The sequence below is a fragment of the Pontibacter toksunensis genome, assembly GCF_042686245.1.
Taxonomy (GTDB): Bacteria; Bacteroidota; Bacteroidia; order Cytophagales; family Hymenobacteraceae; genus Pontibacter; species Pontibacter toksunensis.
Genome location: NZ_JBHUOX010000019.1, coordinates 1 through 25,398, shown reverse-complemented (window position 1 = coordinate 25,398; position 25,398 = coordinate 1). Strand labels below are relative to the sequence as shown.

20 protein-coding genes are annotated in these 25,398 nt (G+C 48.6%); 6 read left to right on the top strand and 14 right to left on the bottom strand.

Features of this window, described 5'->3' with window-relative positions:
• Positions 1 to 285: 285 nt before the first annotated feature.
• The 5 genes from ACFS7Z_RS20285 to pxpB all read right to left on the bottom strand — a co-directional run bounded on the left by ACFS7Z_RS20285 (position 286) and on the right by pxpB (position 5,277).
• Positions 286 to 1,404: a glycoside hydrolase family 43 protein gene (locus ACFS7Z_RS20285; RefSeq protein ID WP_377488627.1), complete on the bottom strand. Its 1,119-nt coding sequence runs from the start codon at positions 1,402 to 1,404 to the stop codon at positions 286 to 288.
• A gap of 172 nt (positions 1,405 to 1,576) precedes the next feature.
• Positions 1,577 to 2,764 carry an NRAMP family divalent metal transporter gene (locus ACFS7Z_RS20280; protein ID WP_377488624.1) on the bottom strand — a complete coding sequence of 396 codons (1,188 nt, stop codon included), beginning with the start codon at positions 2,762 to 2,764 and terminating at the stop codon, positions 1,577 to 1,579.
• A complete protein-coding gene (locus ACFS7Z_RS20275; RefSeq protein ID WP_377488621.1) occupies positions 2,761 to 3,540 on the bottom strand; it encodes a LamB/YcsF family protein in 780 nt (259 codons plus the stop codon). The genes ACFS7Z_RS20280 and ACFS7Z_RS20275 overlap by 4 nt, the downstream gene beginning before the upstream one ends.
• Positions 3,537 to 4,538, bottom strand: a complete 1,002-nt coding sequence (locus ACFS7Z_RS20270) for a 5-oxoprolinase subunit C family protein (protein ID WP_377488618.1) — start codon at positions 4,536 to 4,538, stop codon at positions 3,537 to 3,539. Before ACFS7Z_RS20270 ends, ACFS7Z_RS20275 begins: the two co-directional genes overlap by 4 nt.
• Positions 4,528 to 5,277, bottom strand: coding sequence for a 5-oxoprolinase subunit PxpB (gene pxpB / locus ACFS7Z_RS20265; protein ID WP_377488615.1), 750 nt, complete (start codon positions 5,275 to 5,277; stop codon positions 4,528 to 4,530). The genes ACFS7Z_RS20270 and pxpB overlap by 11 nt, the downstream gene beginning before the upstream one ends.
• A 182-nt stretch (positions 5,278 to 5,459) precedes the next feature.
• Between pxpB and ACFS7Z_RS20260 the strand changes: the two genes are divergently transcribed.
• Positions 5,460 to 8,123 (top strand): M1 family metallopeptidase, encoded by a 2,664-nt coding sequence (locus ACFS7Z_RS20260; protein WP_377488612.1) that lies wholly within the window; start codon positions 5,460 to 5,462, stop codon positions 8,121 to 8,123.
• A gap of 265 nt (positions 8,124 to 8,388) precedes the next feature.
• Here ACFS7Z_RS20260 and ACFS7Z_RS20255 read toward each other — a convergent pair whose 3' ends face one another.
• Positions 8,389 to 8,910, bottom strand: coding sequence for a DinB family protein (locus tag ACFS7Z_RS20255; RefSeq protein ID WP_377488609.1), 522 nt, complete (start codon positions 8,908 to 8,910; stop codon positions 8,389 to 8,391).
• A 181-nt stretch (positions 8,911 to 9,091) separates the two neighbouring features.
• Here ACFS7Z_RS20255 and ACFS7Z_RS20250 point away from each other — a divergent pair, with 181 nt between their 5' ends.
• Positions 9,092 to 9,544, top strand: coding sequence for a dual specificity protein phosphatase family protein (locus ACFS7Z_RS20250; RefSeq protein WP_377488606.1), 453 nt, complete (start codon positions 9,092 to 9,094; stop codon positions 9,542 to 9,544).
• Between the two features lie 236 nt (positions 9,545 to 9,780).
• Entirely contained in the window at positions 9,781 to 10,527 is a 747-nt protein-coding gene (locus ACFS7Z_RS20245) for a metallophosphoesterase (RefSeq protein WP_377488603.1), read from the top strand.
• Positions 10,528 to 10,547: 20 nt separating this feature from the next.
• On the opposite strand, the gene ACFS7Z_RS20240 is transcribed toward ACFS7Z_RS20245, so the two are convergent.
• From ACFS7Z_RS20240 to ACFS7Z_RS20225, 4 genes are all read right to left on the bottom strand, one after another.
• Positions 10,548 to 11,393: an aminotransferase class IV gene (locus ACFS7Z_RS20240; RefSeq protein WP_377488600.1), complete on the bottom strand. Its 846-nt coding sequence runs from the start codon at positions 11,391 to 11,393 to the stop codon at positions 10,548 to 10,550.
• On the bottom strand, positions 11,377 to 12,513 hold the full coding sequence (locus ACFS7Z_RS20235; protein ID WP_377488598.1) for a DmpA family aminopeptidase: 1,137 nt from the start codon (positions 12,511 to 12,513) through the stop codon (positions 11,377 to 11,379). The genes ACFS7Z_RS20240 and ACFS7Z_RS20235 overlap by 17 nt, the downstream gene beginning before the upstream one ends.
• A gap of 259 nt (positions 12,514 to 12,772) precedes the next feature.
• Positions 12,773 to 13,663, bottom strand: a complete 891-nt coding sequence (locus tag ACFS7Z_RS20230) for a carbohydrate kinase family protein (protein WP_377488595.1) — start codon at positions 13,661 to 13,663, stop codon at positions 12,773 to 12,775.
• A 226-nt stretch (positions 13,664 to 13,889) separates the two neighbouring features.
• The gene (locus tag ACFS7Z_RS20225; protein ID WP_377488592.1) at positions 13,890 to 15,218 is read right to left on the bottom strand and encodes a sugar porter family MFS transporter; all 1,329 of its coding nucleotides are present in this window, start codon (positions 15,216 to 15,218) and stop codon (positions 13,890 to 13,892) included.
• Between the two features lie 556 nt (positions 15,219 to 15,774).
• Here ACFS7Z_RS20225 and ACFS7Z_RS20220 point away from each other — a divergent pair.
• On the top strand, positions 15,775 to 18,276 hold the full coding sequence (locus ACFS7Z_RS20220; protein ID WP_377488589.1) for a penicillin-binding protein 1A: 2,502 nt from the start codon (positions 15,775 to 15,777) through the stop codon (positions 18,274 to 18,276).
• A gap of 257 nt (positions 18,277 to 18,533) precedes the next feature.
• A complete protein-coding gene (locus ACFS7Z_RS20215; protein WP_377488848.1) occupies positions 18,534 to 19,430 on the top strand; it encodes an NAD(P)-dependent oxidoreductase in 897 nt (298 codons plus the stop codon).
• A gap of 174 nt (positions 19,431 to 19,604) precedes the next feature.
• On the opposite strand, the gene ACFS7Z_RS20210 is transcribed toward ACFS7Z_RS20215, so the two are convergent.
• Together ACFS7Z_RS20210 and ACFS7Z_RS20205 are read right to left on the bottom strand one after the other, a co-directional pair.
• On the bottom strand, positions 19,605 to 20,543 hold the full coding sequence (locus tag ACFS7Z_RS20210) for an NADP-dependent oxidoreductase (protein WP_377488586.1): 939 nt from the start codon (positions 20,541 to 20,543) through the stop codon (positions 19,605 to 19,607).
• Positions 20,544 to 20,779: 236 nt separating this feature from the next.
• Entirely contained in the window at positions 20,780 to 21,958 is a 1,179-nt protein-coding gene (locus ACFS7Z_RS20205; protein ID WP_377488583.1) for a hypothetical protein, read from the bottom strand.
• 582 nt (positions 21,959 to 22,540) lie between these two features.
• Between ACFS7Z_RS20205 and ACFS7Z_RS20200 the strand changes: the two genes are divergently transcribed.
• Positions 22,541 to 24,379, top strand: coding sequence for a PAS domain-containing sensor histidine kinase (locus ACFS7Z_RS20200; RefSeq protein WP_377488580.1), 1,839 nt, complete (start codon positions 22,541 to 22,543; stop codon positions 24,377 to 24,379).
• 189 nt (positions 24,380 to 24,568) lie between these two features.
• Here ACFS7Z_RS20200 and ACFS7Z_RS20195 read toward each other — a convergent pair whose 3' ends face one another.
• Positions 24,569 to 24,871 (bottom strand): hypothetical protein, encoded by a 303-nt coding sequence (locus tag ACFS7Z_RS20195; RefSeq protein ID WP_377488577.1) that lies wholly within the window; start codon positions 24,869 to 24,871, stop codon positions 24,569 to 24,571.
• A gap of 131 nt (positions 24,872 to 25,002) precedes the next feature.
• Positions 25,003 to 25,398: transposase (locus ACFS7Z_RS20190; protein ID WP_377488574.1), on the bottom strand; the 396-nt coding region annotated here is incomplete at its 5' end.

Below are 25,398 nucleotides of genomic sequence, written 5' to 3'. Positions count from 1 at the left end.
AAGCTTAAAGACTTACCGAAACTGTTAGTGCCAACTTAGAGATAACGTTTCTTCCGCATGAATAAATCATACTTACCTTCTTTGCTGAAGGGTATAGCTGCTTAGCTATTCTTGTCTAAGCTGCGTAGGCGTAGTTCATCCAGCGACTCATAGACAGCCTTATTCATCATTTGCTACGTGCGCTCCACTCCCGCGTGGGCGCGTCTTCCAAAAGCATCCAAAACAAAAGCCGCTTAAACAGAAAGTTCAAGCGGCTTTTCGATAATTTATATGCAAGTCAGCTTCTTATTTAGAAGCAGTCGGATTATACGCAGTAATGGTTTCAATAGAGCCATCAGGTCTGTGCTTCAGCTCCGTTACCTTAATGTTTCTCAGGTGCGTTTTACCTGACAACTGCGTGTCATGGTAGAACAGGTACCACTTGCCATCCTTCTCCACAATAGAATGGTGGTTTGTCCAGCCCTGCACCGGGTTCAACAGAACACCTTTGTAGGTAAAAGGACCATAAGGGCTGTCTCCTACAGCAAAGGCAATATTATGCGTATCACCGGTAGAATAAGAAAAGTAGTATTTGCCGTTATACTTGTGCACCCAGGCTGCCTCAAAAAAGCGTCTTTCATTATCACCTGCTAACAGCGGTTTGCCATTCTCATCCAGGATCTGCACATCCCTTACCTCCTCTGCAAAGCCTGTCATGTCCGGGCTCAGGCGTGCAACTTTAGGCATGAGAGCAGGCTGGTCATCAGCAGGGTACTCATCGTTCGGGTTATACTGGCCGGTGCTCCAGCGCTGCAGTTGCCCACCCCAGATGCCGCCGAAATACATATAGGCATTTCCGTCGTTATCCATGTAAACAGCCGGGTCGATGCTGTAGCTTTTGGCAATTGGCTCAGGCTGTGGCTTGAAAGGACCAGTTGGGGAAGTACTTGTTGCTACTCCAATCCGGAAGACATCATTTTTGTCTTTTACAGGGAAGTAAAAATAGTAGGTGCCATCTTTGAAGGCTGCATCAGGTGCCCACATCTGTCTTCCAGCCCATGGCACATCCTTAATATCCAGGGCTACGCCATGATCGGTGATTTTCCCGCCTACACTGTCCATGGAATACACATGATAATCCCGCATATCGAAATGAGACCCATCATCTTTCTCCGGCACACCGGCATCTATATCATGCGAAGGGTAAATGTAGATTCTGCCGTCGAACACGTGGGCTGAGGGGTCGGCTGTATACATGTCCGTTACCAATGGCTCTGTTAAATACTCAGAGTCAGTTTGTGCAGCAGCTTCCTCCTCTGCCACAGTGTCTTCATTTTCTACAGATGTGTTCTGGCAACCACTGGCCAAAACTGAGGTCGTTAATAAAATAAAGAGTGATTTTTTGATGTACGATTTTCTATCCATTTTACAACATTGATTGACAATAGGCAGGGCAGCGAAAAATTTGCTAGAACTATACTAGTATAAGCTTTTTGCCGGACTGTAACCAAACATACAAGTTTATGAAATCGGTTGCAAATAAAATTTATAGAAAGAATGCACCTGAACGTTATGCTGCTGTCTACATGGGAGCCTTCTAAAACAGCTCCGGCAACTGCTTGACAAGGGTGTACCCGCCCATCCAGGCCATTACTATCACGACCAGTACACCAAAAATTGTGAGCCAGAGCGGATGCTTGTAATTGCCGACTGCTTTACGATTATAGGCCGCTATCAGCATAGTGCCAAGGGTTACTGGTAAAATTAAGCCATTTAAAGCACCAGCTAATATCAAAAGCTTAACAGGACGCCCTATGAAAACAAAAATGCAGGTAGAAACGGCTATGAAGGCAATAATCATCCAGTTCTCGTTCGCCTGGATACTTTTATGAAATGACTTGATGAAGGAAACGGATGTATAGGCAGATCCGATCACAGACGTGATAGCAGCTGATAGCATGACGATCCCAAACAGCTTATACCCCAACTTACCTGCTGCCAGCTGAAAAACGGAGGCAGGCGGGTTTGCAGGGTCCAGCACCAGGCCCTTGCTGATGACACCCAGCGCAGCCAGAAACAGGAAAATACGGATAACAGACGCCACCGTGATACCAGACACCGCACTGGTGGTTACCTCTGGCAATGCTTTCTCTCCTTTTATACCTGCATCCAGTAACCGGTGACCACCTGCAAAGGTGATATAACCGCCCACTGTACCGCCAACCAGCGTGATTATGGCTATGACATCGATTTCATCAGGAAGAAAGGTTTTAATGGCAGCTTCCGCAACTGGAGGAGCAGAAGTCATTGCTACAAAAATGATAAGCAGGATCATAAGCAGGCCCATGACCTGTGCAAAGCGGTCCATTACTTTGCCTGCTTCCCGCACCAGAAACACCCCTATAGCTACTGCTGCTGCTATAACAGCCCCTACTTCTTTGGAGATGCCAAACAGTACGTTTAGACCTAATCCAGCGCCCCCTACGTTTCCTATATTGAAGGCCAGCCCTCCCAACACAATCAGCACGGCAATAAAATGCCCTAAGCCAGGCAGTACAGTATTAGCGATGTCCTGCGCACGCTTCTCCGAGACTGCAATAATGCGCCACACGTTCAGCTGCACTCCAATGTCGATGATGATAGAAACCAAAATCACAAAGCCAAAACTGGCGGCGAGTGTTTGCGTGAAGACAGTGGTTTGGGTCAGAAAGCCAGGCCCCACCGCAGAGGTGGCCATCAGGAAAGCAGCGCCTAAAAGTACACTCCAGTTTTTCTTTGGCCTCATTTACCTGCCCCACCTTTAGCCTGCAAAAGCACACCCTCACTCGTAAGCACCTCCTGTATATGGCGCGCAAACGACAAGGCATGCGGCCCATCGCCGTGTATACAAATAGTATCGGCCTGAATAGGAATTTCCTCTCCCTGCTGCGTCTTCACTTTTCCTTCCTTCACCATCCCTAATACCTGCAGAATAGCTTCAGCCGGGTCCGTAATAAGGGCACCCGGCAACTTCCTTGATGTTAAGGTGCCATCCTGCTGGTACGTACGGTCTGCAAACACCTCGCTGGCAGTTGCCAGTCCCAGCCGTTCTCCTGCTTTAATGAGTTCACTTCCGGCAAGGCCGTACAGCACTGCCTCCGGCTGTACTGTATAAACGGCTTCCACAATGGCTTCCGCCAGCGCTTTATTTACCGCAGCCATGTTATACAATGCGCCATGGGGCTTTACATGATGCAGTTTTTCTCCTTCCGCGTGCATAAAAGCAGATAAGGCTCCAATCTGGTAAACCACCATGTCATAGGCTTCCTGAGGTGAAACAGCCATTTCCCGTCGCCCAAAGCCAACCAGGTCTGGTAAGCCCGGGTGGGCGCCGATGGCGACACCACTTTCTAAACACAGCTTTACTGTTTGCCGCATCACCGAAGGGTCGCCGGCATGAAAACCACAGGCTATGTTAGCAGATGTAATGAACTGTAAGATTGCCGCATCATCTCCTAGATGGTAACGGCCATAGCTTTCGCCCAAGTCACAGTTCAGGTCCACCGTCAACTGTTCTTTCATGTGTTCGTTTTAAATTGTAGTGCCCCTTTTATTTTTTCCAGGTTTTTCTCCTGCCTGATGTAAAGCGCCTGTGCGTCCTCCAGGGTTACTTCTTTAAAACGAAGTTTATTGCGCGGCGAAAGCTGGGCCAATTTAGAAAAATCGGCCGTAATCACCTGTGCAATGCGCGGGTAGCCTCCGGTAGTCTGGTGGTCGGCCATCAGCACAATGGGGTTACCCTCTGCGGGTACCTGCACTGTACCAAACGTAACAGCGCTGGAGATGAGCTCTGCACGCTCATTTAAAGACAAACGGGTGCCCAGCAGCCGGTAGCCCATCCGGTCTGACTGTGCCGTTACCTGGTAGGCCATACGCCAGAAATCCTGCTGGCTTTGTGGAGAGAATAGCCCATATTCCGGGCCTTTCAGCACACGAATTGGCTGCGGCTCTTCATAGTTAAAGTACAGCGACGAATCAACAGACCAGCTTGTTTGTGCTCTCTGGTTTTTATCTGACGATAAGTTATGTAGAAACGGTTCCATCTTTTTAGGCAAGTCCCTGCAGGGCAATGTATCCCCGACTTGCAAAGCTTTTCCGTGTAAACCGCCAAGCCCTGCCTGCAGGTAAGTAGAGGCACTTCCCATGAGCTTCGGTAGATCAAAGCCTCCTGCCACAGCTATATAAGCGCGGCAACCGCTTTTGGGTGACCCGAACTCCAGCAAGCTTCCTGCTTCCACACACAATGGGCGCCATACCTTTACGGGTTCCCCATCTATCATTGGAGATAAATCAGCCCCTGTGATCGCAATGAGTTGGCGATCTTCAAAAAGGATCTTTGGTCCCATCAGCGTCACCTCTATTCCTGCTTCCGTATCTTCGTTTCCCACCAACAAATTAGCGGCTCGCAGGGCAAAGGTATCCATAGCACCGCTCACTATAATGCCATCTTTTTGGTAGCCGTGCCTGCCCAGATCCTGAATAGTGGTTAAGAGTCCGGAGCTGATAATTTTAAGATTCATGTTGCTGCTCCTTTCGCTCTTTATACTCTTCCTCTGTAATGGCAACAAACCGTACGCTATCGCCTGCCTGTAATAAACTCGGGGAAATGTTTCGCGGATTGAACAGGGAGACAGGAGTGCGGCCAATCAGTTGCCACCCGCCAGGGGTTTGTATTGGGTAAATACCAGTTTGCTCGCCTGCTATACCCACTGATCCCGCTGCTATATGCTGTCTTGGTGAATCTCGTCGTGGCGCAGCAATGCGCTTGTTCATACCGCCCAGGTAAGGGAAGCCAGGAGCAAAGCCTACCATGTACACCAGGTACTCCTGCTGAGTATGCAGGGTAACTACTTCTTCCGGGCTTAATTCGTTTATACGCGCCACAAACTCCAGGTCAGGACCGTACTCTCCGCCGTACAACACCGGTATCTCGACTATACGCGGCCCTGCGTTTTCTTCCGCATCGGCTACAAAGGGCAGCATGCGCTGTAAAAAGCCAGTTACTTTCGTGTATGGGTTCAGGTGCCCTTTCTCGCTTATCACCCAGGGGTTATAGTAAACAGTAACAGTAGTATAGGCAGGAACAAACTCCAACAGGCCCGGAAAAGGGTGCTGTTGCAGGTAAGCGCAGAAAGCCTTCACCTTTTTATGCGTCTGTTCACTGACTTCAACACCAAATTGCACCACCACTGCTGCATCCCCTAAAGGGTATAGCTGCACTGCCGGAATTTCACTTTGCTCTTTCTCCAGTACACTCATTCCTTAAATTGTCAGTTATAAATCAGATGCCAGAGCAGCTGAACAAGGTTTTCACATTGCCGCTGCTGCTCCCTCTCTTCTCCAAAACAACGGCATCCGGGCATCTTAGTTTTGTCTTTTGCCCGATTTGGCCTACGCTCCTATAGCTAAAAGTAAACATAACTTTGTATTTTTGGCATAGTATGAAAAACAACTACATCAAAAGCTTAAGTGCAGGCCTGCTGCTGTTTACGTGCGCAGCCTCCATTTCCTGCAGCGAAAACATAAGCACAGTGGCTGATTCTCTACCTGTAGAAACAGGCGTTTCAGAAGAGCTTGCCAGTTACCGGAAGAAGGTTATCAGCGGCCTTGCTTATGATATTCGCCTGTACATTCCGGAAGAAAAGGAACAGCCGGTACTGGCTTCTGAAGTCATTTCTTTCAAGCTGAAAGAGAACAGTGCTCCTCTCCAGATTGATTTCAAGGAGAAGTCAGACCACCTGCAGCAGGTAAAGGTAAATGGAACGACAATTGAAATCGACCACAGGAACGAGCACCTGGTTATTCCGACACAATATTTGAAGGTGGGGCAAAACCAGGTGGAGATACAGTTTACAGCCGGCGACCTTTCGCTGAACCGGAACGAGGAGTTTCTGTATACCCTGCTGGTACCTGACAGAGCGCGAACCGTTTTCCCAGTCTTCGATCAACCAAACCTAAAGGCCGCTTTCAAGCTGTCGCTTACGGTTCCGAAGGATTGGAAAGCCCTTGCCAACGGGCCGCTATTAGACTCTCTGGTGGTGGATGAAAAGAAGACTTACCGTTTTGCCTCATCCGACACCATCAGCACCTACTTGTTCTCTTTTGCTGCTGGTAAATTCAAGCATGTTTCGCGGGAGGCAAACGGGCGGGTGATGCACTTTTACCACCGCGAAACAGACAAAAGCAAGCTGGAGCAGAGTATGGATCCGATCTTCCAGATTCATGCCGATGCTCTAGCTTTTATGGAGGACTATACGCAGATCCCCTACCCTTTCCAGAAGTTCGATTTTATCGCCATCCCGGATTTCCAGTATGGCGGTATGGAGCATGTGGGGGCTATTGATTATAAAGCAGCTTCTCTTTTCCTGGATGAAGGGGCGACGCAGGCGCAGAAGATTTCCCGCTCTAACCTGATAGCACACGAAACCGCACACATGTGGTTTGGCGACCTGGTGACGATGCAGTGGTTCAACGATGTGTGGATGAAAGAAGTCTTTGCCAATTTTATGGCAGACAAGATCACGCAGGTAGCGCTGGAAAACTCCAACTACGACCTGAAGTTTCTGATAGACCATTTCCCGGCAGCATACAGTGTAGACCGCACCGCTGGTGCCAATCCTATCCGGCAGCCTTTGAGCAACCTGCAGGATGCCGGCTCTCTTTACGGTAACATCATCTACCACAAAGCACCTGTGGTGATGCGGCAGTTGGAACGGCTGATGGGAGAAGAAGCTTTTAAGAAAGGCTTGCAGGAGTACCTGAAAACCTACGCCAACAACAACGCCACCTGGCCGCAGCTTATCGAGATTCTGGATGCCCGCACGCCCGAAGACCTGCAGGCCTGGAACCAGGTGTGGGTAAATGAGCCGGGCAGGCCGGTATTCAGTTACGAACTGGAAACAGAAAACGGCAGGATAAAGCAACTGCTGCTGGAACAGAAAGGCGAAGATGGCTCCGACCGCCTGTGGCCACAGTTCTTCGAGATAATGCTGGTCTACCCGAATGGCCAGAAGGAGCTCACGGTAAACATGAATGAGGCGGTGGAAGAAATAAAAGCCGCCGCAGGGGAGCAAGCGCCGGATTTCATCCTTTTCAACACCACCGGCCAAGGCTATGGGGTATTTCCGGTAGATGAGCGGATGCTGCCCTCGCTGTACTCGCTGAAAGAACCGGTAGTGAGGGCATCCGCCTACATCAACCTGTACGAGAACATGCTGAACAGCCGCTCAATAGAGCCAGGTGAGTTATTGAACCTGTACCGGGAAGGGCTGGATAAAGAGACTGAAGAACTGAACCTTAGGTTACTCACAAGCCAGTCAGAAGATATCTACTGGAAGTTCCTGACGCCCGAAGAGCGTAAGAAAATGGCTCCTTCGTTGGAGCAGGAACTGTGGAGCGCGATGTTGCAGCAGAAGACAGCCAATTCAAAGAAGCTGCTGTTCAAGACTTATCAAAGCGTTGCCCTGACCAAAGAAGCGCAGGACAGGCTTTACCAGGTATGGGAAAAGCAGGAGGCACCTGCCGGCGTAAAGCTGACGGAGGACGACTATACCTCTCTTGCACTGGCTCTGGCGCTCCGGGACTATGAAAGTGGGGAAGGCATTCTGGAAAGGCAACTGGCCCGCATTGAGAACCCGGACCGGAAAAAACGCCTGCAGTTCATGATGCCAGCGCTTTCGGCTGAGGTGCAGGAAAGAAATGCTTTCTTTGCCTCCCTGAAGGCAGAGGAGAACAGGGAGAAAGAATCATGGGTGAACGCTGCCCTGGCGTACCTCCACCACCCGCTACGAGCTGAAACATCTGAGAAATACCTGAAGGAGAGCCTGGACCTGCTGGAGGAAATCCAGCTGACAGGAGACATTTTCTTCCCATACTCCTGGCTGCAGGCTACTTTTGGCTCCTATCAAACTCCAGCGGCGGCCAGCACAGTGCGTACTTTCCTGGAGGCTCACCCGGACTACAATCCTAAGCTAAGGGCTAAGATTTTGCAGGCAGCCGACGATCTCTTCCGGGCAGAGAAGCTAGTGAAAACCTCGAAAGGATTTCAATCAGGCAAGGGTATATCGTTTAAAATCTTTTTACCTACACTTCTGAGAATGAAATGACCTCCGCAGAGCAGAGGCGTTTCATTCTCCCTTTATCTGGCGCAAGTTTTCAAACTTGTGTCTAAAAAAGATGTCGGGTTTATAACCCGACTGGGCCAGAGGCTTAACAATAGTAGACACGAGCGAGGACGCTCGCGCCATAAACAGAGCACTACAGCCGTCTAAATTAAAGGGCCCTCCTTGATGAGTTGGAGATGGGTATGCAGCAGCCGGTGCCAGTTGAATTACTAGCATAGTAGCTTAAACATGCATGAAAGCCTCTTGGTTAGGCAACAGTTACACGCACGACGCGGGCCGTAACTGATAACTGCCCTACATGGCGCATGGTATGCTCAGCGGCATGCACCAGAAGCCCCAGCACATTCGAAGGAATTTGCGCCCTGCCTACACCTCGAGGCTCCAGCAGTTCCTGCTCCTCTGTGTGGCGTAACTGTTCCAGCGCCTTATCCACTTGGTTGCAGAACTTCTGCACCAGGTCCTGTGCCCTGCATTGCGCCTCAGGGCACTTCCCTTCCGTAGCAAGTGCCTCTAACTGCTCCTGCGTAAGTGACTGTCCGCGAGCGTAGGTGAGCAAACGGCCAAGAACACCTTGTAGATGCTGGAGATGAAAACCCACAGAAGCCACACCTGCAGGCCTTTCCCATAGCAGCCTATCAGGAAAGTTCTGCATCAGCGCTTTCACTTCTTCCCTTGCCTGCAGCAGAGCATGGGCTACAGGCTGCAAGAGTGGCGGCATATCCGGTAATGGTCCGCGGAGCCATACTTCCCGCCCATTTTCTTTCATCATAAATATTTGGTATACAGATTGTTATGCTATATAAAACTTATATCAGGTGTAAGCAAAGCTGAAACAAACCGATAGCATCAGTTGTTAAACAAAGTAACTGATTTTGTACGGATGAAAGATTAAAAAGTATTGTTCTACTGCTGCGCCTACTATTAACTTGTTGATTTAACGTATCAAAGATATGGATCCTGTTCGGCCGTGGTTGTTTGTTGGTAAGTTTCGGGACACCCTGAATTACAGATGCTTAAAAGCCAACAACATAGAAGCCATGCTGCAATTTGCAGAACTGGTGGAGTATACGGATATTCCCGCTCTACATCTAGCCGTGGAAGATGGCAGTCCACTTTCTTCTGCAGACTTACAGCATGGCATCAGTTTCGTGTTACAGCAGCACCAGCAGGACAAAAAGGTGCTTATTGCCTGTGGGGCGGGCATCAGCCGCTCTGTTATTTTTGCTATTGCCGCCCTGAGGGAAACAGAGGATACTGCCCTCCTCACTGCCTACCAGGAAATTGTACATGCCCATATAGCAGCACTACCCCATCCCGTACTCTGGAAGTCTCTGTGCGCGCACTACCAGGAGGAAATTCCTTATATACAGGTGCTGAGGCACTATAACAGCGTCGTAAGCTAAATCCCGGGGCATTGTACTCCCTCTGCAATTACTGCAATTTGTTCTCTCAGAGCAACATAACTATCCGGCACTGCCTCCTCTTTCTTTTTCGTTCCTCTCTTACAACCGTCTGCTTCTTTGTTGCCCGGGCTAAACAAGCAAAGTTGTGCCATAACATCGCTCCTTCAAATCCGTTAAACCTTTCTGTTTCTGTTCCTAAAGAAGGAAAGCAGAAAGTTTTATAACACGCTTACACGATGCGAAGATTTGTGATGTCTGACAGCCATGGTGGCTACAAAGCCATGATGCAGTGTATAGAAAGAAGTGGCTATGATAATGATACCGATCAGCTGCTCTTTCTGGGGGATGTAGTGGATGGCTGGTCCAACACCATGGAAAGCATCGACCTCCTGCTCAGCATAAATAACCTGGTATACATACTGGGCAACCACGACCAGTGGGCGCTAGAATACTATATCGGTAAAATGAAAAAGGACGAAGAAACAAAGGAACTGTGGCTGCTACAAGGCGGGGCAGCTACCGTCAGATCCTATGGTTCAGGTAAGCCGATGCCTCAAGAGCACCTTGCGTTTTTAGAGGAAGCCAGGTACTACTATGTTACGGAAGACAATATCCTATTGGTGCACGCTGGTTTCGACACTAACTTACCCATAGAGAAATCTACCTCATACAACCTGATGTGGAGCAGAAGCTTCGTAACACGTTGCTATAACAGGTATAAAGAAAAGAGACCTGTTACAATAGAGCCTTACAAGGAGGTGTTTATTGGCCACACCCCTACCATTGCGCTCGATGCCACACAAACTACTCCCCTGCAGATGGGTAACGTAATTCTAACGGATACAGGCGCTGCCTTTACAGGCTGCCTGTCCATAATGGACATAGACAGCAAAGAAGTGTGGCAGTCTGATAAAGTAATGCGCCTGTACCCTTACGAGGAAGGCAGAAACGGCATCAGTTGGAACTCCAGGAGAGGAGGTTGAGTTGCAACCACAGGCAAAAACTATTTCCGGCTTTCCTCCTCCAGCTTAATTAAGTCCTGCAGTAGCGCCAGCGTAACTGCACCGGGTTTACCATTCCCAATCACCACATCGTCTACCTGCACAACAGGCAGAATGCGTTTGGTGGTACTGGTGAGAAAGGCTTCCCTGGCTTGCCTGATATCGTCCAACGTAACGGTACCTTCCACCGCTTTGTATTTTTTACCAGCTATTTCCAGCACATGCTTCCGCGTGATACCATGCAGTATGCCTTCGACTGGAGTGACCACAGTACCATCCCGCTTCACTATAAAAAAGTTACAGCGTGGAAGCTCCGTTACCACCCCTCCAGTATGGTACAGCACGTCATCAGCGCCATTTTCTTTGATTTTGTTAACGAGCCGGATGCCCATGGTATAATTGATGGTTTTGACTTCTGGAATTTCCCGGATATAGGAATGGGTGATTACCTTCAGGCCCCGCTCCAGCATTGCTTGGCCTGGCAAAGAAAGCGGCTGCTGTATAAGAAGCAGGCTGGGCTCTCCTATATCGTAACCGCTGTCAGAATACCCTCCGGTGAGTATTATTTTCATGCCTGCCATAGGCATCTCATTCAACTCCACTAACCGAAAGATAGTAGCTTTGAGTACCTCATCAGAAAGGGGCACAGGCAGGTGCATGAGCCGGGCAGAAGTGTAAAAACGGGCCAGGTAATCCTCCATAAACAACGGCTGCCCGTCTATAATCTTAAGGAAATCAAATATACCGTAGCCCCTCTGTATGGAAAGGTCACTGACATGAAGGTACGCCTGGTCTAGTGGCACAATCTCTCCCCGAACGTAGGCGTGTAGTTTATTTTCTGATGACACGGTATTGCTTTAAAATCTTAGTTACCTTATCGAGTGGCAATGCCTCTACTACATGCTGCTCTTTCCCTTCACTGGTTTCTGCTTTAAACAGCGAGTTGATGATGGCTTCTTCTGTTGCCTCGATCACAGCCATAAACAACGGCGACATCTCGTCGTCGCGCAGCAACGTGACCGTTTGGATTCTCTCCTGAGAGGTATACGGGACACGCAGCTCCGGATGAGAAGAGAAAGCCACCACATAATCCCCGCTTCCGTTGGAGGCGATGCCGCCGGTTTTAGCCATTCCCATGATGGCGCGCTTTGCCATCCGCTCCAGGTTCCGCGCAACTACGGGCGCATCTGTCGCCACAATTATCATACAGGAGCCGTCGGCGCTGTCTTTTATATGCTGGCTGCCATAGTACTGTTTCAATTCTACGCCTACCGGAGCGCCATTAACCTGCAATACGCCACCAAAGTTTGTCTGCACCAGCACTCCCACCGTATAGCCGCCCATCGTTTCCGGAAGTTTCCGCGAAGAAGTACCGATACCGCCTTTAAAGCCGAAAGCAACAGTACCTGTCCCCGCGCCCACATTGCCTTCTGCCACTGGTCCGCTTTTAGCCTCCTGGATAGCTTTTACCACGTGCGCCTCGCTTACATGCCTGCCGCGGATGTCGTTCAGGTAGCCATCGTTCGTTTCGCCCACAACCGCATTCACCGACTGTACGTTTTCGTTTCCGGGCTGCTGCAGCGTATACCCTACCACTGCATTCAAGGCTGTGCCCACGCTTAAGGTGTTGGTCAGGATAACAGGCGTTTCAATATTTCCAAGCTCCTGTACCTGGGTGGCACCTGCCAGTTTGCCAAACCCGTTCCCTACATACACAGCAGCAGGCACCTTGTCCTGAAATACATTCCCGGAATGGGGCAAAACAGCGGTGACACCTGTCCTGATGTTGTCCTCTTCCTGCAGTGTTACATGACCAACCTGCACCCCGGCCACATCTGTAATTGCATTGAGTTCTCCGGTTGGAAGTACGCCTATTTTCACGCCATACTCCCTCGCCCGCTTCCGCTGCTGGCTCCATGCCTGCGACGTAATACTAACCATCAGAAGTAACAGAAAGAGTATTTTCATTTTTCCTTTATGTCTTGCAAGTTAACAAATCAGCAAATGTAAACACCGCTCTTGCAGGGCCGTTTCATTCTGATTTAGCCAGCTGTGCTGCCTTACCAGCGCGTGAGCGTCCTCGCCCGTGTTTGCTATTTTTTGGCCGCTGCCCAAGCCGGGTTGCTAACCCAACTTCATGATGTGACACAAGTTCGAAAACCTGCGCCAGTACAAGGTGAATGAAACAGCCCTGCCTTCAAAGGGGGGACTTACCCCATAACGGCAGCTATCCGACGTTCCGCTTTATCAGCTGTTCAACCGCTTCAGATGCTATTTCGGGAGTAGCACCTTTATGCGTTGCTACCAGGGCTCCCATGGCACAAGCCTGCTGCAGTGCCTCCGGGTATGTTTTCCCTCTAGTAATGTGACCGAGGAATGTCGCCAGGAAAGCATCTCCGCTGCCAATTGTGTCCTCTACTTCTACGGCATAACCCGCCTGCTCAAAATAGCCATCTGCACTCAGAACGGCAGCACCGTTTTCTCCTCGTGTTACAATGATGACTTGTAAAGCGTATAGGCTTATCAGAATCTCCATAGCCGATTTCTCGTCTGAAAACCCATGGTGCCAGCCGGCAATTTCCATCAGTTCATGGTGGTTCATCTTCACGATAGTTGCCTGCTCCAGCAGAGGCTCCAGCACCTCGCGGGAGTAATACGGCGGGCGCAGGTTTACATCGAACACTTTTGCTTTTGCAACATTCAGTAATGCCATCAAGGTATGGTGCGATGTTTCGCTTCGTGCCGCCAGGCTGCCATATATAAAGTAATCACTTTCAACTACTACCTTCCTGAGTTCCTCTTGCAGTTGAATAAAGTCCCAGGCTGCGGGCTGTACTATATCATAGGTTACTTCGCTGCGGTTGCTCACATTAGCTATCACCAAACCTGTCGGCTGCTTCTCATCTACCTGCACATAGCTGGTCCTTACTCCTTTTCCCTCCAGGTAATGCAGCAGGGCAGTACCTGTTTCATCATGGCCTACACGGCTGATAACAACTGGTGTAAAGCCCTGGTACTGCAGGTGAATCGCTACGTTCATCGGTGCTCCGCCCGGGAGTTTACCAGAAGGCAGAATGTCCCAGAGCATCTCTCCAAAGCAGACAATTTTCGTGTTCATGTGTTATGTTATTTATAGCACTGTTCTGCTGCTGTTCAGAATTAATTTACAGGGTCCAATCATCCCTACCCTTCACGCTCTCAATTAAGCTACTCCAGGGAGGAAAGGCTGCTTCTCTAACTAGTCCAGGGTTGGTTACAGCTATGTTGAATCGTACAGGCAAGCTTTTTCATCATAGCTATTTTTGAGAAACATATACACTTATCTCAGTGGCAAACTGGCTCTTTCATGTGTGTACAACTTCTCTCTCAATCTCCTCCAGTGATGTTTCCTTTGTTTCGGGCATCATACGCCACACAAAAATCAGCTGCAGCACCATCATGATACAGAAGATGAGGAAGGTAAGCCCACCTCCCAGCGTTTCGGCTACATACGGGAAAATAAAAGCAATAACGGCGGCCAGAATCCAATGCGTGAAGCTGCCCAGCGCTTGTCCGTATGCCCGCACCTGGTTTGGGAAGATTTCAGATATAAACACCCAAATAACTGCTCCCTGTGAGAAGGCGAAGAAGGCGATGTAAACAAAGAGATAGATGGGCACCGTGTATCCTTCAAAACTTTGGTTGAAGAAAGCGAGCGAGACCAGGCCTAAGGTAATAATCAGGCCAAAGGAGCCAATCAGCATAAGCGTTCGGCGCCCAAACCGGTCGATGAAGTTGAGTGCCAGCAGTGTGAACAGGAAGTTTACGAGCCCCACTCCCGCCGAGGACAGGAGCGCAGATTCTGTGCCTAAACCCGTCATTTCAAAGATGCGCGGGGCATAATAGATGATGGCGTTGATACCGGATAACTGGTTGAAAAAGGCCAGCAATACGGCCAGGGTAATCGGACGGCTGTAGCGCTTTGAAAAAAAGGCATCTGCCGGTTTCCGGGTATCCACCTCTGCTGAAACTAGAATTTCGCGCACGGTCTGTTCTGCATCTGCTCCTGGGTTTGCTGCCTGCAGGGTGGCTTTTGCTTCCTCCACTCTACCCCTGCGCAGGATAAGCCAGCGCGGGCTTTCCGGCACAACAAACAGTCCCAGCAGGAACCCGATGGCCGGGAAGGCTTCCACCCCCAGCATCCAGCGCCAGTCGTTGGGTCCGGTTCCGCCAATGAGGTAGTTAGAAAGGAAGGCTATGAGAATACCGAATACAATGTTAAACTGGAACAACGCTACCAGCCTGCCCCGCGATTTGGCAGGTGATATTTCTGAGATATACATGGGAGCCGCCACGGAAGAGGCTCCAACACCTAAGCCTCCCAGAAAACGAAAGAACAGGAAAGCGTACCAGCCCGTGGCCAGAGCCGAGCCAACGGCAGAAACAAAATAGAAAATGGCAATCCAGATAAGCGTTTTCTTGCGTCCAATTTTATCAGAAGGGATACCACCCAGGAGGGCACCTATCACCGTTCCGAAAAGCGCGATAGAAACAGTCAGCCCGTGCTCAAAAACATTCAGGCTCCAGTAGCTCTGTATAGAACGTTCAGCCCCAGAAATCACAGCAGTATCAAAGCCAAAGAGGAATCCTCCCAGTGCTACGACAATCGACCACAAAAAAACTTTCTTATTCATTACAGTCCTTTAAATCTGAACAACCTGTCTCTTACTTCCCCGGCTTTGTCACCAAGAGCTTACCATTTTGATGTATTATGCAACAATATATCAAAACGAAGATAAAGAGCTTGCTAAATTTTTGTTTTTGATGATGAAATCGGCCTTATTTTATCTTTAGCCGGAGTTATGCTCAAGGTATAGACCAGACTTTGCAAACAAGTATAGCAGATTAAACTCAGAATATGTTTTCTTTGCAGCCCCAAGAAGCAGGGCGGTTGGCGAAAAGGGTTTACTTTGATTGTAATTCTAGTACCAGATAGCTTTATAAATTTCTGGAACAGGTTATAATACTACCTTAGCCTTCTTCAGGCTTATGAGTGTATATACTTAGAGTAGCAGGCACGGATTTCAGCACTAATCTGGCGCAATTCTTGACTGTTGTCGTGCAAAAGAACTGTACCACTACAGTATGCGGAATGCGAAAACCAGTTTGCAACCAATTTCCTGTAAGAGGGTAAAGGAGTTTTTTATCTTTAGCATTTAAAACTGCTAAAAGAGGTATCAGAATTAAAACATGAGGCGTTTGCTGAAAAAGTTAATTAAGCTAGTAGTATACGGATTAATTTTACCGGTTACCCTGTTCCTGAAGGGCCAGCTGCACCAGTTTTACCTGAGCCAGAAACCAAAGTTTACCCGCCCCTATTGGGAAAGAAAACGGCAGAGGCTGCGTGAATTTAACCTGAAAGAGGCGAAGTTCTCAGACTTCAATTTCCTTTTTAGGGCAGCCTACAAAACCGGTCTTTACCTACTTTTGTTTGCCTGTATCTTTTACCTGACTGTTTTTGCAGGAGCCTATGGCCACGTACCCTCCAAACGGGAGTTGAGGTCGAAGCAAAATAACACAGCCTCTGAAGTATATTCCGCCGACGGTGTGCTGCTGGGGCGCTACTATATACAAGACCGGACAAACGTAAAGTTCGAGGACATATCACCTGCAGCCATTGATGCCCTCATCGCCACCGAGGACGTCCGTTTCTATGAGCATAGCGGAGTGGATATAAGAAGCTCTTTCCGGGTGCTGATTAAGTCTTTGCTGTTGCAGGAGGAAAGTGGCGGTGGCAGCACCCTGAGCCAGCAGCTGGCAAAAAACATGTACCCCCGCCAGGACTACTGGCTCTGGGATATGCCGGTGAACAAAATGCGCGAAATCATCATTGCCCGGAAACTGGAAGGCATCTACTCCAAACAGGAACTCCTGGAGCTTTACCTGAACACCGTACCAATGGGCGGGAACCTGTTTGGTATTGAGCGGGCATCGAGGCGTTTCTTCAACACCTCAGCCGATTCTCTTAAAACGGAGGAAGCAGCCGTACTCGTTGGCATGCTGAAAGCAAACACCACCTACAGCCCCCGACTGTACCCGGAGCGGTCGAAGCAGCGGCGCAACGTGGTCCTGAACCAGATGGCCAAGTATAATTACCTATCACCTGCCCAGGCTGACTCCCTGAAGCAGTTACCACTCACATTAAACTACCGCTACACCACCCATAACGATGGGTTGGCGCCTTACTTCCGGGAGCAACTGCGCCTGGAGCTGGACAAGTGGGCTTCCTCGCGGAAAAAGAAAAACGGCGACCCGTATAACCTTTACACTGATGGGCTAAAAATATATACCACTATTGACGCGGGTATGCAGAAGCATGCCGAGCGTGCCGTGGCACGCAGAATGTCTTTGCTGCAAAAGAAATTTGATGCCCACTGGAAAGGAAGGGCACCCTGGGGCAATGACGCCACAGTAGTACAAAATGCGATGTTGCGCTCTGACCGTTACAAGAAACTCAAAAGTGCTGGATTATCTGATGCAGAGATAAAAGAGAAGTTCCGGCAACCGGTCACGATGACGGTTTATAGCTGGAATGGCAGCAAAAAAGAGGAAATGAGCCCTATGGATTCTCTTGCCTATTACGAGCGCTTTCTGAACACCGGGCTGCTTTCTATGGAACCGGGCACTGGTTTTATCCGGGCCTGGGTGGGCGGTATTAACCACGATGTGTTTAAGTATGACCACGTGCGCGCGCAGCGGCAGGTAGGCTCTACCTTTAAGCCCATTTTATATGCTGCAGCCCTGGAAAAAGGCATACCTCCCTGCACGTATTTCCCTAACGAGCTCCAGACGTATCCGGAGTATGACGATTGGTCACCACAGAACGCTACGGGCCAGTATGGAGGTGAGTATACCATGCGGGGTGCCCTAGCGCATTCCGTGAATACCATTTCAGCCCAGTTGATTATGCGTACGGGTGTAGACCGGACAGTGGATATGGCGCACCAGTTTGGGATACAGAGTAAACTACCTGAAGTTCCCTCCATTGCGCTTGGAACTGCTGACATATCGCTGATGGAGATGGTTAGCGCCTATGCCTCTTTTGCAAGCAGGGGGAAACAGGTAAACCCGGTGTACATTCAAAAGATTACCGACCGCAACGGCAACGTGCTGCGGGAGCACAGGGGCAACGAGGAGACAAAAAGGGCTCTGTCCCCTACTAATGCCGCTATCATGCTTCACCTGATGGAAGGCGTGGTGGAGGAAGGCAGTGCCCGCCGCCTGCGCTCAGAATTTGGTCTGAGAATGGATATTGCCGGTAAAACCGGCACATCACAGGAGCATGCCGACGGCTGGTTTATTGGCATTACGCCGAAACTTGTCACGGGTGTATGGGTAGGCGCTGAAAGCCCAAAGGTGCGCTTCAGAACGCTGGCACTGGGACAGGGTTCCAACACAGCACTGCCAATCTGGGGTGATTTTATGAAGCGCATTGCGCTGGACCCTGCTTATCCGGGCTTTATGAAAAGCCAGTTCGAACCACTTCCGCCAAGGCTACAGGAACGCCTGTCATGTGAATCTTTCAGGGCAGAACCACCGCCACAAAACTTCTTTGACCGCGTTCTGGACAATGTTGCTGATAAGGCTGTGAAGACGTATGAGGAATGGAAAGAACAGTTAAAGAAACGTAGAGAAGAGCGGAAGAAAGAGAAGGAAGATAAAAAGGACCGCAAGAAGAAAGACAGAGACTAGGCTTGATTCCGAACTGAAAACACTTTCAATAAGCTTGTTAAATCTTTCTAATATTCTTATAGTCTTGGCGTAAGCTGTAGCTTTTACTTTGAGTGCAAATCTATGTTCATTTGAGAAAAGTAAAGTTTAAGCAGTACAAGCACCCGCATGCCTTGCTATGTAGTTATGATGGAGGCTTAATATAACCTTGGCCTTACCAATGGCCTCCCCCCTAATGTTTGCGTAACTCCTACTATTGTTAGTTTTTTCACAAGTAAATATCTTCAATTTCGATAGAGCAAATGAAAGTAGGATTTATAGGATTAGGAATAATGGGTAGTCGTATGGCAGCCAACCTCCTGCGTGCCGGTCATGAACTGGTGGTTTACAACCGCACACAGCAAAAGGCAGATTCACTGGTAGAGCAGGGAGCCGCACGGGCAGAATCGCCGGAAGCGGTGGCAAACCAGTGCCGTCTGGTAATTACGATGCTTTCTACGCCGGAAGCCGTAGAGGAAGTAGCCTTAGGCTCTGAGGGTTTTCTGCGCGCCTTGCCGGGCAATTCGCTTTGGGTAGACAGCAGCACCGTAAACCCTTCTTTTAGCGAAAAGATGGCGAAGCATGCAAAGAAGATGGGACAGCGCTTTTTAGATGCCCCTGTTTCCGGCTCTCTCGTTCCCGCTGAAAAAGGTGATTTAATATTTCTGGTAGGTGGTGAGGCTTCAGACCTGGAGCAGGTACAGGAACTGCTGGATGTAATGGGCAAAGCAACTGTGCATGTAGGTGCGCACTGCCAGGGTGCCAGTATGAAAATGGTCATTAACATGCTGCTGGCACAAGCCATGGTTGCTTTCACAGAGTCGCTGCGCCTGGGTGCTGCCCTCGGTATATCAGAGGAAACGCTTTGCCAGACACTCCTGAATACACCTGCCGCCGCCCCGTTCCTTAAAGTTAAACAGCAAAAGCTGCTGAACCGGGAGTTCTCCCCCGAGTTTCCGCTGGAGTGGATGCACAAGGATTTGCACCTAGCCAGTATCACGGCCTACGAGCAAAACATTGCCCTGCCTTCTCTTCAAATAACAAAAGAAATGTATGCCCTTGCTAAACAAGAGGGGTTTGGAGAAGAAGACATGTCTGCCGTTTACCGGGTGCTTCGCCCGGATGAAAGCAAGTAGTAGATTTTAGAAGCTGGATATCAGACATTAGAAAGCGTTTTATCAGCATCTGTATCATACAAATGGCGGTAACAGAACTGTACCAGTACGCTTATAAAGTAAAATGAGTACGAGCCTTTCAGACTCGTACTCGTTTTCTAAAGTCTAACATCTAATGTCAAGTATCCAGCACTCCTAAGGCACGATTACAATTTTACCTGTCGTATGCAGGGTCTGGATTTGCTGCATCGCTTCGGCAGTCTCCTCCAGGCTGTAGGTATTGCTGACATGTACTTTCAGCTTTCCGGATTCTGCCAATTCCCGCAGGTGTTCCAGTTGGTGCGCATTGGGTTCCACAAATACATATTGAAAGTTAATGCCCTTATCCAGGCTCTCGCCCTGGTTGACGATGGAGACCACTGCACCTTGCTTTTTCAGCGCAGACAGACTTTGTTCTAGTGTTTCACCACTTGTACAATCAAAAATCAGGTCCACTCCATCCGGGAAAATTGCCTTCACGACATCACCTATATGGTTGTTTTTATAGTCTATGGTTTGGTCTGCTCCCAAATTCTTCATATAGGCGTGGTTCTTCTCACTGGCTACACCTATCACCGTTGCACCTTTTACCTTTGCCAGTTGAATAGCAAAACTGCCTACTCCACCAGACGCACCCAGAATAAGCACCGTCTGGTTTTCCTGCAAGTTTCCGGCATTGTAAAGCGACTGATAGGCCGTAAGCCCCACAAGCGGTATACCAGCGGCTTCTTCAAAAGATAAGTTTTGTGGTTTCCGTGCAAAATAGGTTTCCGGTATAACGATGTATTCTGCAAAAGTGCCATTTTGTACAACAGGCCGGCGGGCATAAGCATATACCTCATCCCCCACATTGAACCTCCTGGCACTAAAGCCCCTGTCCTCTACTACACCGGCCACATCCCAACCCGGTATAATCGGAAACTCGTAAGGCAGGTAATCTTTTAGATAACCTTCTCTTACTGCCGTATCTACTGGGTTTACACCGGCAGCTTTGATTTTTACTAATATTTCCCCTTCTTTAAGTTGAGGCACATCAACAGTTGTAATTTTAATCTTTTCCTTCCCTCCAAACGCTTCATATGTTGCAGCTTTCATTTGTTTTTTCATCGGTATTTAAGACTTTCATTCTGTTAAACAATTCTATATCTATACTTAACCTACGCAGGAAACAAGCGAGGGGCTGCTAACAGAGCAAATGAGAGGGCACACAGCTGGTACAATGGCAAAAAACAAAGCAGCCAGTCACAACAGTGCATCGTCATGACAGGCTGCTTAAATGATGAATTCTTTTGAAGGCTTGGTTCAAGGAACAGGGCGTTTAAGAGGGGGCTTTATTCTATCACACCCAACTCACGCAACTCGTTTTCGATGCGCCTGTTCCAGCTAGCCTGTGCAGCCTGATCAAGTCCATGGCGGGTTTCACCGTCGTACTGTTCCTGCAGGCGGTTCATTTCCCTGAAAGACTCGATGTACTCGTACTGAATAATGCTGTTATAATCTTCCAGCGTCAGGCGGCCTGGATGCAGTTTCTTTTTAAACCGTTCCGCCACCAGCTTCACAATATCAAAATGCTTCTGCTCGTGGTTCAGGCCATACGCATTTTTAGCATCTGCCTTGGCCCAGGAAGACTCCTTCAGGACATACACTTTCATAACCAGGTTGAGGTGAATCACCCCGTCAATTACCTCAGGCTGTCCCTCATAAGCAAAGCTGGGGAAAACCGAAGCAGCAAATTTGCTGGGTTTTGTCGGGCTTCCCTTAAAGTCGTTCCAGTTCAGAGGCCTGTCCTTTGTATAGAAAACAGAATCGTCCTCCAGGTTAATAACATGATCTGTAAAGGTAACTTTCAGCCCTTTTGCCAGTTTCTCATTACGGTTCGCCTCCCGGTCCATCCAGGTGTTCAGGTATTGCAAGGCATCAGCCAGGGTGCGCCGTAAGGTCGGTTCAATTACTCCGTGCTGGCTGGCAGGCCGGTCATAGCGTGCTCCTCCCTGGTATTCGATCAAGGGAACTGTTACACCATCGCGCTCATACTCAAACGACATAGCCACCTTTACCTGACCGTCCACCCGCCCAGTCTTTGTACCGGGCTTTTCCTGTAGTTGGTACTCTTTCAGGCGGATAATAACAGGCCGGAGTTTGGAATTCGCAGGAGCGTTGTTTTGCATGAACTGACGTACAGCACTCAGTCCTCCTCCCTGTAAATCAACGGGCATAGCCTTCACAGGCTGTTCTGCCGCACTCCGCTGTAGCGGAAGCAGGTAAGCTACTGCGTTGCGGTCCTTACGTTCATCAATTACATTGGCTATAAAAAACTCTTTTGGTTTGAAGGGCAATGGCTCTGAAACAAAAGCAATAGGTGCTATATCATCTGCAGGCTTTCCTGCTGACCACAGCGCAACTACCACCAGGGCAGCAGAAACCCATAAACTCATTTTCTGCAGGACTATAACAGAACTTAAAGGCATTTTACCTGCTGTGCGGATACCGGTTATGCGCTTATCTTTCATAGCGTTAAAAACATTCTGGTTAAATGGCTTCCATCTTTTGCCTGTGCTTGTTTCTATTCTATCAAGGTACAGACGGCGTTGTGGAAGCATAAGTAACGAACATTAGTCCCTGTCTTTCAGTTCGACGAAAGCTTACCAGAATAGGTTAAAAAATAGTAAAGAGAGTACAAAGGCTTTATACCCGAAACCTCAACTTACAGTCCAGGCTCTCTCATAGCACCAGTGGATAGTGTTTTTCTGCTCTTTTCTTGCATGATTAGAAACTGTGGACAGTCATGCTTGAAAAATAAAAGGATATTTTTTCATAATAAGAAGCAGAATTTTTACCTATTTAACGGCTTATAATCCACTTATCTGAAAAAAATAACCGTTTACCCAGAAAATATATACATTTACTTAAATATTTTATTATTAATATATATAAATTTGTACAACCTTTGCTATATTTATTATGTATCATAAATTATACTAATACTTCTAAAGCAGCAAGACATCACAGCAAGCATGTATAGATGAGGTTGCTCTATATAAATTCTTGTTATAAATAAGCTCTCATATGAAAAGGTATTTAAAAGGAACCCGATGACCTACGAAACAAAAAACTCTGGTTTCTTTCACGCGCTTGTTAAACACAGTGCTTCACTTCTTATAGTAACCGATACGGCAGGCATCTATAAGTATGTAAGCAATACCACAGAGAAGCTGACGGGCTATCGTTCAGAAGAACTTTTGGGCAAGGCCCTGATGGAGCACATCCATAATGATGACTTGCGGGCTATGATGGATGTCTTTCTGCAGCTAGATGCCATGGATGAAGTGGAGGCTCCGCTCTTCCGGTTCAGGAAGAAGGACGGCAGTTGGCGATGGATGGAAGCCACCATCATCAATGGCACAGAAGACGGACATATAAACGGCTACGTGATCAATGCTAAGGACGTGACTCAGAAGCAGGAGGAGTTGCTTAGCTTGGAGAAAGGCAGAGTGTTCTATAACTCTGTTTACCAAAGCCATCCTGATGCGGTGTTCACCTTAACACCCGAAGGATCCTTTGAAAATATCAACCCTAATTTCAGCAGGATGCTCTCCTATAACAATCCTGAAGTTGTGGGGGAGCACATTTCAAAATTCCTTGCGCCTTCCTTCACCTACGAGTCTTTGATAGCCATGAACAAAGCTAAAAACTTTGAGTCGAGCTCGCTGGAGGGAAAGGTGATAGACAAGCACGGCAGGGTAAAAACACTTTACTTTACATTTGTCCCGATTTACACAAACCGAAAGGTAGTTGGCATTTTAGGTGTCGCCAAGGATGTTTCCGCAGAGAAAAGTGCGCAGCGGGAACTGGAGAAACTCTCATTGATTGCGGGCAAGGCAATGAGTAGTGTGGTGATTACGGACGCCCACGGAAGGATTGAATGGGTTAACAGCGAATTCACGAGGGTTACCGGCTACAACATACACGAGGCTGTCGGGAAGAAGTATGGGGAATTACTCCAGGGCCCGGAGACAGCTCCTGGCACCGTACAGGAAATAAACAGGCTGTATCAAAACCAGGAGAGCTTATCGGTGGAGGTACTCAACTACCGGAAGAGCGGCGAGAAGTTCTGGTCTTACACTGATTTCACGCCCATTGTTAATGACGAAGGCCAGGTATCCCAATACTTTGCCGTTCAGTTTGACATTACAGAACGCAAAGAAGCTGAAGACAAAATGCGGCTGCTCTCAGATGACCTGACAAGGCAAAACCGGGAGTTGCTGCAGTTCAACTATATCGTGTCGCACAACCTCCGTTCGCCTGTCGCCAACATAGTAGGCCTGGTGTCTCTGTTAGAGAAGCTTGACAAAGAAAGTGAAAACTACCAGAAGGTAGTAGACAGAATACTGCAGACTTCCCTTGGCCTTGATACGGTAATGAAAGACCTTGATGAAATCCTGTCGGTGCATGACCGTGAAGGAGGTGAAAGCCAGGAAGTAGTATGCCTGAAGCCGGTGTGTGACGAGGTAACGGGCAGCCTGCAAGACAAAATGGAAGCGCTGGGAGCCACTGCACAGGTAGAAATACCCGCTGATGTCTGTATTAAAGCGAACAGGGCCTATGTCTACAGCATCTTTCATAACCTGATTTCTAACTCACTAAAGTACAGTAGTCTGGAAAGAGCACCTGCTGTTACTGTCACCTATGCCAGAGAGGAGAGCCAGCACGTCATCAGGCTACAAGACAACGGGGTAGGAATAGACCTGAAGCGGCATGGGGACCGCTTGTTTAAACTCTATGGAAAGCTAGAGAAGAGAACAGAAGGCCGGGGCCTGGGGCTGTACATGGTAAAGGCACAGGTGGAGTCGCTGGGAGGAAGCATTGAGGTGGAAAGCACACCTGGTGTAGGCACTACCTTCTTCATCCGTTTTAACATCGAACAAAAATAAAGAATAAGAAAGCCTCTGATTAAAACCTCTACTATTATTATCTCTTCCTGATTTTATTTAACACCATTGTTTCAAAGGTAGGTAACGTCTCACGCTCCCAGAGCAGGAGCCGCCTATCCTGAACCAAGTGGATAAAAGTGTGCGTGCCGAAGTCAGAGTGGCAGCCTTTGCCTCTTTTTAAAAGGAATTTTAGCCCTGCGGCAGTTGATTAAAACCAAACATCAGGAAATGGGAATCGGCTATAAATTTAACTTGCGGCAAGCAGGTAAGAATGAGCAGGGCAAGTATGCCTGTTCTGTTTGTGGTACTGAACTGTTTGCCCCCGACAAGAAATTCGAGTCCTGTCCCCGCTACCAAACCGGACCGATTAGCAGAAACGCTAATCGGTCTTTTGTTTTTACCTCCAGAAGGCATTGATAATGATCTCATTAGGTCAAAAACTGAATTAACCTTTTCGGTTCGATAATCATTGTTTTTCTTGTCATAAGCCACACCCTCGGGAAACACTAATTTTTTTCAGCTTTTGCTTTGAGTGATAGTCCCCTAAAACCCACGTGGCTGTTGCACAACTCAGCCTTTAGCATGACTTCCTTACAGCCTTCATTCGGAGTAAACCTGTAATGTTACTCTCTTGGTTGTGGGCAAGCTACAGGAGTAGGCCAATAGCTGAAGATAGGAGCATGTGGCTGCTCCCTTTCCATTGCTATTGCCATGCTGACAGACTTCTTCGACATGTTCCTCATGTACTTTCTTATGTTGAAGGCAACGGCAGCCATGAGCATGACCTTATGAGCACCCGATTTCCCCAGCACATTGATGTTGCGCAGGCCATAGTGGTGTACCAGGCTCCCGAAGACAGGCTCCAACGTACTCTGGCGAAGCTTTTTCATGTGCTTGCCCCGCCTGCTGTGCTGGCGGGCATACGCTCTCAGGTACTGCTCGTCGTAAGCTGTGCGGGTAATCTTCCTGCACCGGGCCTTGGGTGCACACGAGGGTTTGGCCGCGCACTGCCTGCAATC

Excerpts from the sequence above, each read along its gene's own strand:
- ACFS7Z_RS20285 (WP_377488627.1), bottom strand. The coding sequence starts at position 1,404 with ATGGATAGAAAATCGTACATCAAAAAATCACTCTTTATTTTATTAACG.
- ACFS7Z_RS20280 (WP_377488624.1), bottom strand. The coding sequence starts at position 2,764 with ATGAGGCCAAAGAAAAACTGGAGTGTACTTTTAGGCGCTGCTTTCCTG.
- ACFS7Z_RS20275 (WP_377488621.1), bottom strand. The coding sequence starts at position 3,540 with ATGAAAGAACAGTTGACGGTGGACCTGAACTGTGACTTGGGCGAAAGC.
- ACFS7Z_RS20270 (WP_377488618.1), bottom strand. The coding sequence starts at position 4,538 with ATGAATCTTAAAATTATCAGCTCCGGACTCTTAACCACTATTCAGGAT.
- pxpB (WP_377488615.1), bottom strand. The coding sequence starts at position 5,277 with ATGAGTGTACTGGAGAAAGAGCAAAGTGAAATTCCGGCAGTGCAGCTA.
- ACFS7Z_RS20260 (WP_377488612.1), top strand. The coding sequence starts at position 5,460 with ATGAAAAACAACTACATCAAAAGCTTAAGTGCAGGCCTGCTGCTGTTT.
- ACFS7Z_RS20255 (WP_377488609.1), bottom strand. The coding sequence starts at position 8,910 with ATGATGAAAGAAAATGGGCGGGAAGTATGGCTCCGCGGACCATTACCG.
- ACFS7Z_RS20250 (WP_377488606.1), top strand. The coding sequence starts at position 9,092 with ATGGATCCTGTTCGGCCGTGGTTGTTTGTTGGTAAGTTTCGGGACACC.
- ACFS7Z_RS20245 (WP_377488603.1), top strand. The coding sequence starts at position 9,781 with ATGCGAAGATTTGTGATGTCTGACAGCCATGGTGGCTACAAAGCCATG.
- ACFS7Z_RS20235 (WP_377488598.1), bottom strand. The coding sequence starts at position 12,513 with ATGAAAATACTCTTTCTGTTACTTCTGATGGTTAGTATTACGTCGCAG.
- ACFS7Z_RS20230 (WP_377488595.1), bottom strand. The coding sequence starts at position 13,663 with ATGAACACGAAAATTGTCTGCTTTGGAGAGATGCTCTGGGACATTCTG.
- ACFS7Z_RS20225 (WP_377488592.1), bottom strand. The coding sequence starts at position 15,218 with ATGAATAAGAAAGTTTTTTTGTGGTCGATTGTCGTAGCACTGGGAGGA.
- ACFS7Z_RS20220 (WP_377488589.1), top strand. The coding sequence starts at position 15,775 with ATGAGGCGTTTGCTGAAAAAGTTAATTAAGCTAGTAGTATACGGATTA.
- ACFS7Z_RS20210 (WP_377488586.1), bottom strand. The coding sequence starts at position 20,543 with ATGAAAGCTGCAACATATGAAGCGTTTGGAGGGAAGGAAAAGATTAAA.
- ACFS7Z_RS20205 (WP_377488583.1), bottom strand. The coding sequence starts at position 21,958 with ATGAAAGATAAGCGCATAACCGGTATCCGCACAGCAGGTAAAATGCCT.
- ACFS7Z_RS20200 (WP_377488580.1), top strand. The coding sequence starts at position 22,541 with ATGACCTACGAAACAAAAAACTCTGGTTTCTTTCACGCGCTTGTTAAA.